General features: G+C 60.0%; 15 protein-coding genes. 4 read left to right on the forward strand and 11 right to left on the reverse strand.

Annotated elements, in window-relative coordinates; all coding sequences use genetic code 11:
* The first annotated feature begins 5 nt into the window (after positions 1 to 5).
* A complete protein-coding gene (locus QP971_RS07500) occupies positions 6 to 785 on the forward strand; it encodes an ABC transporter permease (RefSeq protein WP_269953913.1) in 780 nt (259 codons plus the stop codon).
* Between the two features lie 111 nt (positions 786 to 896).
* On the opposite strand, the gene cls is transcribed toward QP971_RS07500, so the two are convergent.
* The 4 genes from cls to QP971_RS07520 form a co-directional block, all read right to left on the reverse strand.
* Positions 897 to 2,360, reverse strand: coding sequence for a cardiolipin synthase (gene cls / locus QP971_RS07505; RefSeq protein ID WP_269953912.1), 1,464 nt, complete (start codon positions 2,358 to 2,360; stop codon positions 897 to 899).
* The gene (locus tag QP971_RS07510) at positions 2,361 to 3,170 is read right to left on the reverse strand and encodes an exodeoxyribonuclease III (RefSeq protein WP_269953911.1); all 810 of its coding nucleotides are present in this window, start codon (positions 3,168 to 3,170) and stop codon (positions 2,361 to 2,363) included.
* A 112-nt stretch (positions 3,171 to 3,282) separates the two neighbouring features.
* Complete coding sequence (locus QP971_RS07515) at positions 3,283 to 4,272, reverse strand: N-acetylglutamate synthase, CG3035 family (RefSeq protein ID WP_269953910.1); 990 nt, start codon at positions 4,270 to 4,272, stop codon at positions 3,283 to 3,285.
* Positions 4,272 to 4,895, reverse strand: coding sequence for a peptide deformylase (locus QP971_RS07520; protein WP_269953909.1), 624 nt, complete (start codon positions 4,893 to 4,895; stop codon positions 4,272 to 4,274). The genes QP971_RS07515 and QP971_RS07520 overlap by 1 nt, the downstream gene beginning before the upstream one ends.
* Between QP971_RS07520 and QP971_RS07525 the strand changes: the two genes are divergently transcribed.
* From QP971_RS07525 to QP971_RS07535, 3 genes are all read left to right on the forward strand, one after another.
* On the forward strand, positions 4,894 to 5,169 hold the full coding sequence (locus tag QP971_RS07525; RefSeq protein WP_005325609.1) for a DUF3263 domain-containing protein: 276 nt from the start codon (positions 4,894 to 4,896) through the stop codon (positions 5,167 to 5,169). The genes QP971_RS07520 and QP971_RS07525 overlap by 2 nt on opposite strands.
* Positions 5,170 to 5,192: 23 nt before the next feature.
* Positions 5,193 to 5,993 carry a LytR C-terminal domain-containing protein gene (locus QP971_RS07530; protein ID WP_239273380.1) on the forward strand — a complete coding sequence of 267 codons (801 nt, stop codon included), beginning with the start codon at positions 5,193 to 5,195 and terminating at the stop codon, positions 5,991 to 5,993.
* 180 nt (positions 5,994 to 6,173) lie between these two features.
* On the forward strand, positions 6,174 to 7,310 hold the full coding sequence (locus tag QP971_RS07535) for a glutamate--cysteine ligase (RefSeq protein ID WP_284811195.1): 1,137 nt from the start codon (positions 6,174 to 6,176) through the stop codon (positions 7,308 to 7,310).
* A 20-nt stretch (positions 7,311 to 7,330) separates the two neighbouring features.
* Here QP971_RS07535 and QP971_RS07540 read toward each other — a convergent pair whose 3' ends face one another.
* From QP971_RS07540 to QP971_RS07570, 7 genes are read right to left on the reverse strand one after another with little or no spacing between them, the layout of a single operon-like run.
* Positions 7,331 to 8,809, reverse strand: coding sequence for a glycosyltransferase 87 family protein (locus tag QP971_RS07540; RefSeq protein ID WP_284787240.1), 1,479 nt, complete (start codon positions 8,807 to 8,809; stop codon positions 7,331 to 7,333).
* 15 nt (positions 8,810 to 8,824) lie between these two features.
* The gene (locus tag QP971_RS07545) at positions 8,825 to 9,205 is read right to left on the reverse strand and encodes a monovalent cation/H(+) antiporter subunit G (protein ID WP_049377926.1); all 381 of its coding nucleotides are present in this window, start codon (positions 9,203 to 9,205) and stop codon (positions 8,825 to 8,827) included.
* A complete protein-coding gene (locus QP971_RS07550) occupies positions 9,202 to 9,477 on the reverse strand; it encodes a monovalent cation/H+ antiporter complex subunit F (protein WP_005325614.1) in 276 nt (91 codons plus the stop codon). Before QP971_RS07550 ends, QP971_RS07545 begins: the two co-directional genes overlap by 4 nt.
* Positions 9,477 to 10,004 (reverse strand): Na+/H+ antiporter subunit E, encoded by a 528-nt coding sequence (locus QP971_RS07555; RefSeq protein ID WP_284811194.1) that lies wholly within the window; start codon positions 10,002 to 10,004, stop codon positions 9,477 to 9,479. The genes QP971_RS07550 and QP971_RS07555 overlap by 1 nt, the downstream gene beginning before the upstream one ends.
* Positions 9,997 to 11,823 (reverse strand): Na+/H+ antiporter subunit D, encoded by a 1,827-nt coding sequence (locus QP971_RS07560; protein ID WP_284787246.1) that lies wholly within the window; start codon positions 11,821 to 11,823, stop codon positions 9,997 to 9,999. Before QP971_RS07560 ends, QP971_RS07555 begins: the two co-directional genes overlap by 8 nt.
* Entirely contained in the window at positions 11,816 to 12,316 is a 501-nt protein-coding gene (locus tag QP971_RS07565; protein ID WP_284787248.1) for a Na(+)/H(+) antiporter subunit C, read from the reverse strand. The genes QP971_RS07560 and QP971_RS07565 overlap by 8 nt, the downstream gene beginning before the upstream one ends.
* The gene (locus QP971_RS07570) at positions 12,317 to 15,298 is read right to left on the reverse strand and encodes a Na+/H+ antiporter subunit A (protein ID WP_284787250.1); all 2,982 of its coding nucleotides are present in this window, start codon (positions 15,296 to 15,298) and stop codon (positions 12,317 to 12,319) included.
* Positions 15,299 to 15,609: the final 311 nt, after the last annotated feature.

A 15,609-nucleotide genomic window follows, 5' to 3' on the forward strand; every position in this document is an offset into this window, starting at 1 on the left:
TCGCCATGCTGAATACCTTGAAGTCCGAATGGACCAAGCTGCACACCACCCGCTCCTTCTGGTGGACCACCTTCATCTTCCTCTTCTTTGCCTGGGGTTGGGCCATCCTCAACGCTCGTTTGACTAAGCCGGCAGAAACCCCTGAAGAGGCAGCGATGGGCATGGGGATTATCACCTCAGATGGCGCGGTGTCCTTCCTATTGTTCCTCGGCCTGCCCGTGCTCATGATCCAAGCCATCATGATCGTCACCACCGAGTACCGCTATGGCACGCAGACCATCACGTTTATGGCTACTCCGCGCCGTTGGTCGGTGGCCTTAGTCAAGCTGCTTATGTACGCCGTTATCGCAGCCGCGCTGACCTTTATCGCCGTGGCGGGCGCTTACCTGCTTACCGAGCTTTTTGCCCACGATGAGGTAGCCGCGGAATTCCACCCTTGGGATGACGAGATGGGCCAAAAGCAGCTGTGGAAGTACCCGCTGGCCGCCGCGCTGCTCGTCCTCTTCTCGCAAGGCTTGGGACTGCTGCTGCGCTCGACTGCTGGTTCCGTGGCTATCGGCCTCATCCTCTTCCTCGGCGTGGACAATCTCGTAGCCACCATCCCCAAGGTCGGCAGCAAGCTGGTTAATTTCATGCCGTTTAAGTCTTTCCAGTCGTGGCTGCTGGAAATGGAACCGGTTGATGCTCCGTGGAAGGAAAACTGGGGATTCTGCCTGGTATTTATTGCCTGGGCCCTTATCCTGTGGGTTCTCGGTGCCATCGTGCTGCAAAAGCGCGACGCCTAAGCGCCTGTAACGCACAGCACCGCCTCGGACGGCAGCTCATTGGCTGCCCACCGGGGCGGTTCTTTGTCTCTGCAGTTATTTCCGCTGCAGCTGCTGCAGCCGGTGCCCGCTTTATTGCAGCGCGGAGGTTAGGCGCATGACATTATCCACGTAGCGGCGAATAAATCCGCGCTCATTCCACTCTTCTAGGGTCAGCTCGTGGCATACAGCCCGGTAGTTGGACACCAGTTGGTTGAACTGGTCAATAAGGTCGCCCTTGGCCACCAGCATGGTGGATTCATAATTTAGGCCGAACGAGCGCGGGTCCATATTGGAGGAGCCAAACATGCACAGCGGATCGCGGCCGGGGTCATCCGGGTCGGTGATGATGAACTTGGAGTGCAGCACAAAGGGGTAGGGGAATTGGTAGATGTGCACGCCCGCCTCTAGTAGGGCCTGGTAGTAGGAGGATTGGGCGTGGTTGACCATAAACTGGTCCGCCTTTGCCGATACATAAAGCTCCACGTCCACGCCGCGGTAGCAGGCGGTGGTCACAGCCTCCAGTAGGGATTCATCCGGGACGAAGTAGGGCGAGCACAGCACTAGCCGGTCTTTGGCGTGGTGTACCAAGGAGTTGAACATGCGCAGGTTTGGCTCAGTGGTGTAACCAGGGCCGGAAGGGATTATCTGGAGGTGGTTGGCGTCGGCAGTCTGGGCGTCGTCATATGGCAGCTCATCCAGCGGCAGGTTCTCGTCCGCCTCGAGGTACCAATCCACGGCGAAGACCGCGGACATGGAGGTCACAATCGGCCCGGAAAGCTCTACCATGTAGTCAATCCAGTAGCGGTCCTTGGTCTTGTACTGGCGCTTAATCATATTCAGCGATCCGATAAAGCCCACCTTGCCATCGATAATCACCAGCTTGCGGTGATTGCGCAGGTCCGGGCGGCGGAAGCGGCCCTTGTGCAGCTGGATGGGCAGCATGAGATGCCAGTCGACGCCTATCTCCGTTAGCCGCTTGCCCAGCGTGAAGTAGCCCTTGTACTTGAAGCTGCCGATCTGGTCCAAGAGCAAGCGCACCTTCACGCCGCGGGCGGTAGCCCTGCGCAGCGACTCAAAGAAGACGTCTGTGGTCTCATCCCAGGACTGGATGTAGATCTCGATGGATACGTACTTCTCGGCGCGGTCAATAGCGGCGGCAATGGCGCGAATGGACTCGTCATAATCCGCGTGCAGGCCAAGGTTATGGCCTACTAATGCTGGGAACCCGGTCAGCTCGCGGTTGAGCCTGATGACCGATTCAATTTCGGCCGAAAGGATACCTTGTGGGTGATCCGGGGTGCGGGCTGTGACGTTTTCAATCTGCTCGTTTGCTTCTTGCTGGATGCGGTGGCGACGCCGGTTGATATACGGCGAGCCCATGAGCAAAAACAGCGGCAGGCCGATAAACGGCAGCACCAGAATTGCCAGCAGCCACGCGGTCGAACTGGAAGGTCGGCGGCCTTCGGGCACGAAGCCAACGGCAATGATCTTGATGCCGTAATCAAGGATCAGGAATACGAGTTGCCAGAAACTGAGATCAAGCGACCAGGACATTTAACGAACGGAATCGAAATCGGGCAGATCATAATCTGCGAGAAGCGGACAGTGATCGGAGGTTTTATCGCCGGCGCGCTCCACCATGTCTACCTGTGCGCCGGTCACGTGCTGGGCAAGCGGGGCTGAAGCCAACTGGAAGTCGATGCGCATGCCTTCGTTCTTTTGGAAGCGCATGCCTTTGTAATCGAAGTAGGTATAGCGCTGGTCCTCCGTGAACCGGCGGGTAACCTCCTCGAGGCCTGCTTCTTCCAGCATCTGGAATGCGGCGCGCTCTGGCTCGGTGACATGCGTCTTGCCGCGGAATGCCTCAATATCCCACACGTCTTCATCGCGCGGGGCAATATTGAAATCACCGGTCATAAGCAGTTTGGACTGCGCATGATTTTCCGCATAGCGCGCCAAGTGATAGAGAAAGTCCAGTTTGTAGTCATAATGGCGATCCGTGATCTCGCGGCCGTTGGGCACGTAGAGAGACCAGATTTCTACGCCACGGACGTGAGCCCCGAGTGCTCGGGCCTCACGGTCCTGCGGCTTTTCCGGATCCTTGGCAAAGCCCGGCTGGCCCGGAAAGCCGACCAAGACCTCCTCGGGCTCTTCCTTGGACACAATGGCCACGCCGTTCCACTGATTGTGCCCGTGGCAGGTGACATGTAGGCCCGCGTCCTCGAAGGCCTCGCGTGGAAACTTATCGTCTTTCACCTTAGTTTCCTGCAGGCACAAAACATCGATGTCGTGCCTGGAGATAAGGTCCAGCGCCCGCTTTGTGCGGGTACGAACGGAGTTAATATTCCACGTGGCGATGCGCATGCCATATAGGTTACCTGGGTAGTGAGTCAAGCTCACTACCCAGCCCACAAGGAGTCAGCGGGCAGTCCCATAAGGCTCACCGCCCAGACCGGGGAAGGACGCAGCGCGGGGCTCAGTCCCGCAGGCGAGCGAAGATGCGGCGGTGTTGTTCGATGAAACCGAGCTTCTCCGCCAGCCGCACGCCGGCGATATTCGAGGCCGGGACGGGGAGGTAGGCGTGCTCGGTGCCGTTGTCGTGGCCCCAGTGCAGCAGGTGCTGGAGTGCGAGCGTGCCGTATCCCCGGCGGCGGAAGTCCTTGGCCACCTCGATGGAAGAAAGACCAAGCCACGTGGTGCCATCGCCGGATTCGCTCAGGGTGCCGCGGGCAATGGCGACGGTCTCGCCAGCGAGGACTAGGCGGCCAAAGCCGAGCGTTCCCTCGATGTGAGCGCCAAGGTTCTGCAACGCCTCGGCAGAAAGGGCCTCGGTGTGGGATTGATACATCGCCAGCCACTCGTCGTCGGGCTGGGCGGTGAGGTGGAAGGTGGGGGAGGTAGAGGGGGCGTCGGCAAGCGTGGGCAGATCCCTCAGGACCATTACGAGGTTCTCTGGCTCGGTCTCCCAGGCGGGGTCGGCGAGCAGGCGTTCGGCCGGCTTGCCAATGCGCTCCGGGACTAGCAGGCGCACCGGCAGATTGTGGCGGGAGTAAAAGGCCTTTATCTCCTCCAGCGGCACTGGTGTAAAGCCGGCGGAAGGCCCCACGGGCACGGCAGAGTTGGAGCGGTCGGAAACCCCGTCGCTCGCGCGCAGCAGCCAGGAACCATCGCTGGTCCAGGCGTGGTCTGTGCCGGGGAAGGCCGAGGCCGCGGCAACCTCCACTGCGCGGATATCGGAATTGCGGACCATGCGCGGGGAAAGGCGCTTGATGATCTTCAGCTGCTCCGGCGGGATCTCCACCGCCTCCAGGTCGGAGGGGTAGCCGCCGACCTCTTGTGGGCGAATGACTAGCGGATTGAGGCTTAATACGTGCCCAATGACATCGCTATGCACATCGCCGAAATCGCGTCGGGCCACCACGCGCTCGCCCACTTGGACGGCATCGGAGCGGAAAATGCGTGACATTAGTCGTCGTGGCCGAAGGGATCGGCGTCCTCACCCGGGACCCAGGAATAGCCCGGTTCGGTCCAGCCGTGGCGCTTAATGGCCTTTTTGGCCTGGCGCTTATAGCGGCCAATGAGGGTATCGGTGTAGAGGAAGCCATCGAGGTGGCCGGTCTCGTGCTGCAGGCAGCGGGCGAAAAAGCCATAACCCTCGATCGAGATGTCATTGCCGTTTTCGTCTTTGCCGGTCACGCGCGCCCAGTCGGCGCGGCCGGTGGGAAAGCCTTCGCCCGGCACGGAGAGGCAGCCCTCGTCATCGGAGCCGTCGTCGGCGGGCATGGTTTCTGGAATCTCGGAGGTCTCCAGCACGGGGTTAATAACGCAGCCCTTGCGCATGCCCGCCTCCTCGGACGGCAGCTCGGTGCCATTGGGGCCATCCGTATCGGGGCAGTGGTAGACAAAGAGGCGCTTGCCAATTCCTACCTGGTTAGCGGCCAAACCTACGCCATTGGCGGCGTCCATGGTTTCATACATGTCTGCAATGAGCTGCTGCATTTCCGGGGTGGAAATCTCGGATTCTTCCACCGGTTGGGTGGGTTCATGAAGCACGGTCTCGCCGTGGATAACGATGGGGCGAATAGTCATGCCTTACAGTTTAGGCATGAACCCCTTGTCTGACCTAGACGCCGCCATTTTGGACTTCGAGGAAACCGCGCCGCGCAGCATCGGCCGCAAAGAAGAGGCTATTCGTGCGCAGCTGGATATCTCCCCGGTGCGCTACCACCAGCGCCTTAATCTGCTTCTCGACGCCCCCGCGGCAGCCCAATCCCATCCCCTCCTGGTTGCACGGCTGCGTCGCCTGCGCGAGGAGCGAGAAGACACGCGGCGCGCCGCGCGGGGAAATACCCCGGATAGTTAATTCTGAGTACTAGTGTTGCGTATGTGACTAATGTGAATCCGGAAAATTCGACCGACAAGGTATCCGACGAAACCCGCGCCGGCTCTGCTGCCGGCGCCTCCGCTTCCAGTGCTGCTAAGCAGCGCCCCGCTGGTGGCGGTGCGCATGCTAAAAAGGGCGGCCTCCCGCTGCGCGGTCTGGCGATGGTCCTCATCGCGGTGGCCGTCATGCTCGGCCTTTGGGCTTTGTACTCCATGACCTCGGGTGACGATGATTCCACCGTGGCGTCTAAGAGCACGCAGGAAAACTCCGCAGGTTCTACCATCGGTGCCGCGCCCGAAGGCTCTGCTGGACCCGACGCCGCAGGCTCCCGCGCTCCGGGTGCCCCAGAGGCGTCCGATCGACCCGGCGCTCCTGCCCCCGCCCCAGCAGGGGAGGGCGATAAGCCGCGTGATGCAGCCGCTTCCGGTGACGCTGACGAGCGTGCCGCAGCTGAGAATGAAGCCGCAGGCGAGGACAACGCCCACTCCGCCGCCCGCGACCGCAATGATATTAAGGTCAGCGTGCTTAATAACTCCGGCGAGGTAGACAAGGCTAAGAAGGAAGCCGACTCCCTCAAGGGCGGCGGCTTCAAGGTTGGCTACGTGGGCAACCTGCCTGGCGACGTTCTTACCGTTCCAAAGACCACCGTCTTCTTCCCCGAGGGCGACGCCTCTGCTGAGGCACTGGCCAAGGAGGTAGCCGCCCGCTACCAGGCCGATATCGCCCCGATGAACCGCGATTTGCCTAAGGAAGCCACCGATGACGGCGCCGTCGTCGTCGCCCTGGCGGTTCCGCAGGCCTAAGCAATCCGCGCACCTGACTTAAAGTCCAAGGCCATCCGGCCGAAGAGCAAGCACCATAGTTCTTCGGCCGAATGCCTTGGACTTTTGTGATCTGAACTTTTCCGCACCTGCAAGGCCGCCGGTAAAAGTAGGTTAAATAAAATTCATGTCTTAATACCTGTCAGCCGTTAAGCTGAATGGGTGAAGATCCCGGCAGAACAATTCGCCCGCTCTCCCGAACCAACGCTAGGTGTGGAATGGGAGGTAGCGCTCGTGGACCGCGACACGCGCGACCTTGTCCCGCGCGGTGCGGAACTTATCGATCTAGCCAATGCGACCCACCCCGATACCCATCTGGAAAAGGAATTTCTCCAAAATACGGTGGAGCTAGTTACAGGCATTTGCCACACCGTTCCGGAAGCAATCGCTGACCTGCAAAATTCCCTGAACGCGGTGGAAGAAGCAGCCGATAAGCTGGGTGTAGATGTCTGGGCATCCGGTGGGCATCCATTCACGGATTTCCGCGAGAACCCGCTTTCGGATAAGCCGAGCTATCAGGAAATCATCGCGCGCACTCAGTACTGGGGCAAGCAGATGCTGCTGTGGGGCACCCACGTGCACGTGGGCCTTAGCCATGAGGACCGCGTCTGGCCCATCATCAATGCGCTGATGACCAAGTACCCCCACCTGCTGGCCATTTCTGCGTGCTCGCCTGGGTGGGAGGGCCTCGATACCGGTTATGCCTCCAACCGCACCATGCTGTACCAGCAGCTGCCCACCGCAGGCATGCCGTATCAATTCCGTGATTGGGCCGAGTGGCAGTCCTATATGCGCGACCAAGCGATTTCCGGCGTTATTAACCACACCGGTTCCATGCACTTTGATATTCGGCCGGCGTCCAAGTGGGGCACGGTGGAGGTGCGCGTCTCTGATGCGACGTCCAATCTGCGCGAGCTCTCCGCCATCGTGGCGCTGACCCATTGCTTGGTGGTCTATTACGACCGGCTTATCGACGCCGCGGAGCCCCTCCCCATACTGCAGCCCTGGCACGTAGCAGAAAATAAATGGCGCGGTGCCCGCTACGGCATGGACGCGCTGGTGATTACCTCCCGCGAGACCGATGAGGCCTGGGTCAAGGACGAGCTGGCGGAGATGGTGGAAGAGCTAACCCCCATTGCGCGCGAGCTGGGATGCGTCAACGAGCTAAAACTCATCCACGAAATTATCGAAGGCGGTGCCGGCTATGAGCGGCAGCGCCGCCTCTTCAAAGAGACCGGCAGCTGGCGCGAGGTGGTCGAGGAGACCTGCCGCGAGTTGCACACCTTCCGCCCGCTCTAAAGCGGCGGGCGGGCCCGGGGCTAGTCCTCAGAGCGCGAATGGCGACCGTAGGCCGGGGTATCGGGGATATCGGTGATGTCCTGAGCCGCCGGGAACGCGCGCGTTTCGGGGCCCACCGCGGGCATTTCTGCTGTCTCATCGCTGATAGTGTGCGTTGCCTGCGATTGACCACCACGGGTCGTAGACTCGGTGCTCAAAGAGCGCGCTCGTCGGGCCGCGGTCGCGGCGGCAGCGGGTTGCGCGACAGAAGGTTGCGCGAACTGCTGGTGGTTACCAGGGGCGGTCGTTTCCTCGGCCGGCTGGGTGCCAGGGATAAAGCCCCACACCGCGTAGAAGGCGATATACAGGACTCCGGCGCCGGTAAAAGCCAGCATGCCCCACGGCTGCAAATCCCAGTGATTGAGCGAGCGGCTGGCCGCAGAAAGCCACACGGCTGCAGAAACAAACGGCATCGTTACGGCGCACATTGCGAGCACAGAAACCAGCCCTGAAAACTGCGCACCGAGGAAACCGGTCAGGCGCTTGCCCAGCGCCTGGTTGACAGAGACCATCACCACGACAGCCAGCGGCACCGTCCACACCCAGTGGTGATACCAGGAGAAGGGGGAGACCAAGCAGGAGCTGATGCCGGCAAGCGCAAGTGCGGCGGAATTATTGCGGTGCTTCATCGCGGTGCGCAGCGCCAGGCAGGTCAAAATGAAGACCACGACAACGGCGGCGAGCCAGATCCAGCCGCCATCGATGCCCCACGCGCGGACCATCACAGAGCGAATGGACTGCGCACCTGGGTTGGTGTGCTCGCCCACGCGGGAGGACTTAAAGATAGCGTCGGTCCAGAAATCGGCGGCATCCGGAATGGTCACGAAACCAATGGCAACGGTCACCGCGAAGGTAAGGATGGCGATGATCGCTTGCCACCAGCGCTTCTGGAAGAGCAAGACCAGACCCATATAGGCCGGGGTGAGCTTCATACCCGCGGCCAAACCAATTCCGATGCCCAGCAAAGCGCGCTTGCGCGGGAGGATGTCCAAGGCCACCAGCAGCATCAAAAAGATGTTGATCTGGCCAAAGAATAAGGTGCCGTGCACCGGCTCATTCGCCGGGGTGCAGCACAGCAGCAAAAAGCCCAGCAGCCACATTGCCGGGGAGAGCTTGAGACCGCGCTCGCGCAGGACCAGCATAATAACCGTGAACAAGGAGAGGGCGGTGCCGCCCTGCCAGAGGAGGATCAAGGGGGCGTCGGCAAGCCTGGAAAGCCACGTGAAAAGAGTGCCGGAAAAGGGCGGATAGGTAAAAGGCAGGTCGCCGATGTAGGCGTTATCGTACAAGTCCGCGCCTTGGGCCACCTCGCCGCCGGCAAGCCAATAAATCTTCAAGTCCAAGGGCACTCGCCACACAAAGGCACTATTGCCATCGTAGATACTAAAGCGGTAGACGATGACGCCGATAAGAGCGGCGAGCACAGTCACCACAGTGGGAAGCCCATAAAGCTTTTTCACGGTGAAAAGCGTCTCCTACTTGCGGCGCAGCGACTTCGCGGCGGGTCGGTCGTTGCGGGACATGGTTTCCTCGGTGCCGTACAGGCCTTCACGTCGAGCAATACGCGAGGTGCGCTGCGCGGTTACCGGGCTAGTGAACATGGCAAACAGTACCAGCAAAATGAGCATTCCTAAATCCCCCCGCTCGGCTACGCTGAAGGATTCCGCGCCCGTGATGCGGATGATTGCGCCAAGAATAGTGAGGATAAGACCGGTGGTCTGTGGTTTGCTCACCGCGTGTACGCGCGACATCGTGTCCTTGAACCGGGCGACGCCGATGGCTGCGGCCAAGGTGAGGACGCTGCCGCCAATAATGAGGATGAGCGAGAGTACATCTGCAATAAAGGACCAGCTCATTGGCTATCCCTCTTCCTAAACCTGGTGACGGATACGGTGGAGATGAATCCCAGCAGCGCAATGACCAGCATGGCTGAGACCACGGTCGTGTTAAGCGACCAGCACATATAGGTAGCCAGCGCGCACTGGAACATCGCGGTAAAACCATCCATACCCACCAAGCGGTCCAGCGAATTGGGGCCGGTGACAATGCGCCAGACGGTGATGAGGAAGGAGACCACCAGCAGCGCGGCGGCCACCAGCAAAATTGCGTTATAGATCTGGGGATCCATTAGGGGTGGCTCCTTTCAAAGATTTCGATGAATGAGGCCTCCAGACGGGCCACAGCATTGATTTCACGCTGGATTTGTTCCTCATCGTGGGCATCCAAGATATGGACGGTAATCATGCGGTTTGCAATATCGATATCGGTCACCGTGCCGCCTGGCTGCAGGTTATACAGCGTCACCGCCAAAGAGATAGCAAACTCATTATCCAAGCGCATGGGCAGCTCCAAGATGGCGGTCTTGGGCACCGGCTGCGGGCGCACGGCCAACCATCCCACCTTGAGCGAGGCGTAGAACAACTCCCAGAACCAGCGGATCATGAAGGCAATGAGCTTGCCCCAAGAGACGTCAATGCCGGCGATAGGCATGGCCGGCAGCGGCAGGGTAAAGACAATGACGACGCCGATGATCAGCCCGGCCACGAGGTTGCCCACGGTGACCTCGCCCATGAGCATGCACCACATGACTACCAGCCAGACGATGAACCACGGGCGGAAGCGGTGGCGCAGGCCGGAAAAGCGCGTGTTAGTCATCGCTAATATCCTTCCTCTTGGCGGCATCCGGGGACTTTACGTCGGTGGAATGCGCATCGCGCCCACCGGCTTCCGGGTCGGTGCGGGCATCCAAACCCGCTGAATCCGGCGGCTCCACCTCCGGGGAAGGGTTGCGGCGATTCTTATAGGAATCAGCGCCGCCGGTGTAGCGCTCCTTCTGGTTGAGGTGGCGGGTGGGGTCATCCGCGCGGTCGCCCAGTACCGCGTACTGGTAAATGGACGTATCCTGCGCGGATTCGGCCGCGCGTGAGGTGATACCGGAAATCGGTCCGGCCAAGAAGGTAATCGAGGTAGACGCTGCCACCAGCAGGGTCGTAGAGGCGATCATGCCAAAGGGCACCCTGCCTACATCCTGGCGAGAAGAAAATTCCACCTCATCGGTGATATCGGAAAGCGGGGCCGGGCGGGCGAGCGCCACGTTGCCTTCCGGGGCATCGGCGCGGTCGCGTTGAAAGCCCTTGGCCCACACCAACATCATGACGTAGAGGGTGAGCAGCGAGGTAACCACCGCACCGACGATGAGCACCCATGCCATCCAGGAGCCTTCATTCGCACCGGCTTGCAGCAGGATGACCTTGCCCAGGAAACCGGAGAACGGCGGGATGCCGCCCAGGTTAATGGCAGGGATGAAATACAAGATTCCGATGAGCGGGGCAGAATACATTAGCGAGCCCAAACGGCGCAGCGAAGACGTTCCGGCCTGGCGCTCGACCAGTCCGACCACGAGGAACAGCGCAGTCTGGACCAGAATGTGGTGTACGGCGTAGAAGATGGCGCCGGAAAGCCCTTGCGCGGTACCGAGCGAAACGCCGAAGATCATGTATCCAATGTGGCTGACCAGGGTAAAAGACAAAAGACGCTTAATATCGGATTGCGCGATGGCGCCCAAAATACCCACCAGCATCGTGGCGAGGGCTACCCACATGAGCACGGTATCGAGTCCCCCGGCAGTGAAAATGGAAGTGCGGGCGCGGATGATGGCGTAGACACCCACCTTGGTTAGCAGGCCGGCGAAGACGGCCGTGACTAGTGAAGGCGCCGTGGGATACGAGTCCGGCAGCCAAGCGTCCAGCGGAACGACGGCCGCCTTAATGCCAAAGGCAACGAGCAGCGTGGCAAAGATCGCGGTGCGGGTGCCTTCCGGGAGATCCTGCATGCGCTGGCCGATCTGTGCCATGTTCATCGTGCCCACGGAGGAATACACATACCCCAGCGCGAGCAAGAAGATCATTGACGAAGCCATGGACACCATCACGTAGCCCACGCCGGCGCGAACTCGACCGGCTGAGGCACCTAGGGTCAACAGCACATAGGACGCCACGAGGAAGACCTCGAATCCCACGTAGAGGTTGAAGAGATCGCCGGCCAAAAAGGAGATATTAACGCCCATGGTCAGCAGCATGTAGGTGGGCAGGAATACGGCCACCGGCTCGTCCTTGGTACCATCGCGCACGCCCTGGGAAATGGCGTACCAAATGACAGAAAACAGCACTACGGAGGAAGTAAAGAGCATGACCGCAGAGAGGCGATCCGCCACGAGCGTGATGCCCACCGGGGCGTCCCAACCTCCTATCTGCAGGGTTTGGATGCCTTCAAAATCTGCGATGAGGATGAGGACGGCATTAACCACCGCGGTAATAAGCAGTGAGAAAAACACGATCTGGCGTTGCGCATTGGGAATGCGGCCAAAAATCAACGCGAGTGCTGCGGCCACTGCGGGGATGATAATCGGCAGCGGAATGAGGTAGCCGATGTAGGGAAAGAGGACATCGACAAGCGGCTGGACGGTTTCACTCATCGCGGGCCCCCTTTACTGGTTCCTCGAAGGATGCAGGGCCGAAGTTATCGCCTTGCTTGGTGGCGCGGCCCGTAGCAGGATCATTGGACGCATCGTGGTCCGGGCTGGCGGCCGCATTGCCGGGGCGTGCGGCCTTGGCGGCAATTGCGGTATCCTCCGCGTCATCTTCAATGACATCGTCTGTACGGTAGCGGTACTGCCGGTATGCCAAGGTGAGGATGAAAGCCGTCAACGCCATGGAAATGACGATGGCGGTCAGAATCATTGCCTGCGCCAGTGGATCCGCAATCTCGGCGCCGTAAGGCTCCGACTCGCGGCCATCGATAGGCGGGGAACCGGCCGAACCGCCGGACTGCAGCAAGAAGAGGTTAGCGCCATTGCCCAAAAGCAACAGTCCAAGCAGCATTTTGGTCATGGCGCGGTCCAGGAGTAGGTAGACACCTGCGGCTACGAGCACACCGGCGGCCAAGAGGAGGAAGAGGTTGGCTTCCATTTATTTCTCCTTCCCTGTGGTGGCGGTTGTGCTTGCTGTAGCGGCTTGTTTCTTTTCCTTGCGCTGGGCCCGTTGTGCCTTTTGCTTGGCGGTGCGTTGGCGTTGCTGCCGGGCCAGCGAGCGAGCGCGATCGCGGGCGCGTTGCTTACGCATATCCTCTTCCTCATCCAGTTTGGCGCCCAAGGAATTCAGGATGTAGAGCGTGAGCCCCACGACGATGAGGTAGACACCTGCGTCAAAGACCAACGCTGAAGGCAGTGAAACCTTGCCGATGAGCGGAATCTCCGGCGAGGTGTATCCGCTGGTAAGCGGCGGGTGCCCAAAGAACATCGGGGTCACCGTGGCCAGTGCGGACAGCAAGAGACCGGTGCCCATGGTGCGGCCGGCATCAATAGGCAGGGTTTCTTCCAGCTCTGCGCGCCCACCAGCCAGGTAGCGCAAGATGAGCGCTAGCGCTGCGACGAGGCCGCCGGCAAAGCCGCCGCCAGGGGCATTGTGGCCGGCGAAGAAGAAGTAGAAGGACAGTGCAACCATGGACGGAAAGAGCACGCGCGTGGAGACATCGATCATCAGCGAGCGGTTGAGCGCTTGCTCTGATTCCACCCCGGCGGCCAGCCACCGCCGGCCGGTAACCCGCAGGGTGGGACGGCGGCTTTCGCGGCCGAAGGATTGGGTGCGATAAATCAGAGAAACCACGCCCAGTGCGGCGATGATGATCACCGTGATTTCGCCAAAGGTATCCCAGGCGCGCAAGTCCACTAGCAAGACGTTGACAGCATTGGCGCCGTGTCCAATCTCTTTGGCCAGATCCGGCATGAACTCGGAGATGGGCTTAGACTGACGTGCGTTAATAGCAAACATCGCCACCACGGTGACGGTAAGGCCCGTGCCCACGGAAAGCCACGCGCGCAGGCGCCCCATCTTGGGGTCCTGCTTCCACTCGGTGGAGGCCGGCATGCGGCGCAGAACCAGCATGAAAAGAACCATCACGATGGTCTCAGTCAGCAGCTGCGTCAGCGCCAAGTCCGGCGCACCGTGCAGCGCGAAGATGAAGGCGAGGGTATAGCCAGTCACCCCGACGATGATCACGGCTGATAAACGATTATCGGTGACCGTGGCGGCTACGGCGGCCACCATGATGATGAAGGCGGCGACGATCTGCCAAGGATTTTCCGCCACAATCATGCGGATATCGGTGAGATCGCCCTTGATGATCATAGCCAGTGGCAGCAGCATCAATGTGGCAAAGATAACCGTCAAGTTCAGCTGCAGGGAGCCGCGCTGCGTGGTTGCCGTCGTGCGCAGCGAGAGCTGGCGCAAAAGAGCGATGACCGAATCATAGGCATCATCCGCATTGCCCAGCGCAGGATAGGCGAATTGCCACTTGACCAGGACCTGGCGTTGCCAGTGCATAATAATACCGCCCACGATAATGAGTGCGGAGAGGCCGAGTGCTACCGTAAGTCCATGCCACAGGGCCAGTTCGCTATGCTCCTTCGGGGCGAAGGTGGAGTCGAGATGCTGGTCAAAGGCCGCCGATAGGGGCTTGGGGAACACACCAAGTGCCACGGTTAGGGCAGTGAGCAGGGCAGGAGAGAGCCATAATCCCATAGTTACGGGATGCATCTTGGCGACGGCCTCTGCCGGCTCCGTTCCATTGACCTCCTTCTTGGTGGCAAAGGCACCCCACAAAAAGCGCAGCGTATAGGCCATCGTGAGGATAGAACCGAGGACATAGGCCACAAGCATCATATTGCGTGGCATGCCGGCCAAGAGCTCCTCGTGCATGGTGGCTTCCAGCACCGCCTCTTTGGACACGAAGCCAAATAGAGGTGGGACGCCGGCCATGGAGAACCCGGAAATGATCGCAATGCCGAAGAGGAATGGTTCTTTGCGCCCCAATCCGGATAGCTTGGTGATATCCCTTGTGCCTGAGCAGTGATCGATAGCGCCGACGACCATAAAAAGCGCCGCCTTAAATAGCGAGTGTGCAAAGGTCAGCGCGAGACCGGCCTGCATGGCTTCCCGCGAGCCTACGGCCATGATGGAGGTGATAAACCCTAGCTGGGAGACGGTGCCATAAGCCAAAATCAGCTTCAGGTCGCGCTGCTTGAGCGCCATCCAGCCGCCGAGCAGCATGGTAAACACGCCTAGGGAGATAACCACTACGTGCCAGGTGGCCACCTCATACATTGAGGGCGCCAGACGCCCGATTAGATAGATGCCGGCCTTAACCATCGCGGCGGAGTGGAGATAAGCGGAGACTGGAGTCGGTGCCGCCATCGCGCCGGGGAGCCAAAAGTGCGCCGGTGCAATTGCAGACTTTGTCAGTGCGCCCGCCAAGATGAGCACGATGGCCACCGTGACATAGGGTGTCTGCGCAAAGTTTTCATAGGCGGAGATATCACTAAAGGTCCACGCCCCAGTTTGCCGTCCTAGCAAGATAATGCCCATGAGCATGGTTAGACCACCCAGAGCGGTGACCATCAGCGCCTGCTGTGCCGCGCGGCGGGAGGAGGCTCGTTCCGCATAGTAGCTAACCAAGAGGTAAGACAGCAGGGAGGTAATCTCCCAGAACACGTACATAAGCAGGAAATTGTCCGCGGCCACTAGACCAAACATGGCGGTGGCAAAGCCCACCATTTGCGCCGCGAACATGGCCAAGCGGCGCCGCGTGCCGTCGAAATAGCCCCAGCAGTAGACCAATACCAACGCGCCCATGCCCAAGATGATGAGGCTGAATAGCGCGCCTAGTCCGTCTAAGCGGAGGTCAAAACTTAGGTTCGCGGACGGCATCCATTCCACAGTGTGCTCAACTGCGCCACCGTCTGCGAAGGTGCCGCGCAGAAAGTGCATGAGCGTCCACACAAAGCCTGCGCCGGGAACTAAGGCCAAAATTCCAAATGCCGGGCGACCCATTCGCATGATGAGCAGCGGTGCTACCAGGGTGGCAGCGATGAGAGTACCCAGGAGTATTAGCACGTTGGTTACTGCGCTCCTTTTGGTTGTGTCACGTTCTCTTGCCCCGCTGCCGCGAATACCACGAGCATCACAACTAATGAGAGACGAGAACATTCACGAGCCGCACGCCGCTGAGTACGCCGCGGTGGCATAGTGCAAGCAACATGGCCGAGCGCGGGGCCAACTTTTTGCCATTTTACCGGCTTTTCTACGGCTTGGAAAGAATTATTTTTGGCACTGTATTATATGCTGCTGGGCGGATTCTAGTGGTCGTGGAAACACTTCTTATGTTTCGGTTGAGTTTATCAGTGCGGCCATTTTCTCGGCTGGTG

Source organism: Corynebacterium marquesiae (assembly GCF_030229635.1).
Lineage (GTDB): Bacteria > Actinomycetota > Actinomycetes > Mycobacteriales > Mycobacteriaceae > Corynebacterium > Corynebacterium marquesiae.

Bases quoted from the DNA above. Each gene is read 5' to 3' on its own strand.
- QP971_RS07500 (WP_269953913.1), top strand. From the start codon at position 6: ATGCTGAATACCTTGAAGTCCGAATGGACCAAGCTGCACACCACCCGC.
- cls (WP_269953912.1), bottom strand. From the start codon at position 2,360: ATGTCCTGGTCGCTTGATCTCAGTTTCTGGCAACTCGTATTCCTGATC.
- QP971_RS07510 (WP_269953911.1), bottom strand. From the start codon at position 3,170: ATGCGCATCGCCACGTGGAATATTAACTCCGTTCGTACCCGCACAAAG.
- QP971_RS07515 (WP_269953910.1), bottom strand. From the start codon at position 4,272: ATGTCACGCATTTTCCGCTCCGATGCCGTCCAAGTGGGCGAGCGCGTG.
- QP971_RS07525 (WP_005325609.1), top strand. From the start codon at position 4,894: ATGCCTTACAGTTTAGGCATGAACCCCTTGTCTGACCTAGACGCCGCC.
- QP971_RS07520 (WP_269953909.1), bottom strand. From the start codon at position 4,895: ATGACTATTCGCCCCATCGTTATCCACGGCGAGACCGTGCTTCATGAA.
- QP971_RS07545 (WP_049377926.1), bottom strand. From the start codon at position 9,205: ATGAGCTGGTCCTTTATTGCAGATGTACTCTCGCTCATCCTCATTATT.
- QP971_RS07550 (WP_005325614.1), bottom strand. From the start codon at position 9,477: ATGGATCCCCAGATCTATAACGCAATTTTGCTGGTGGCCGCCGCGCTG.
- QP971_RS07555 (WP_284811194.1), bottom strand. From the start codon at position 10,004: ATGACTAACACGCGCTTTTCCGGCCTGCGCCACCGCTTCCGCCCGTGG.
- QP971_RS07560 (WP_284787246.1), bottom strand. From the start codon at position 11,823: ATGAGTGAAACCGTCCAGCCGCTTGTCGATGTCCTCTTTCCCTACATC.
- QP971_RS07565 (WP_284787248.1), bottom strand. From the start codon at position 12,316: ATGGAAGCCAACCTCTTCCTCCTCTTGGCCGCCGGTGTGCTCGTAGCC.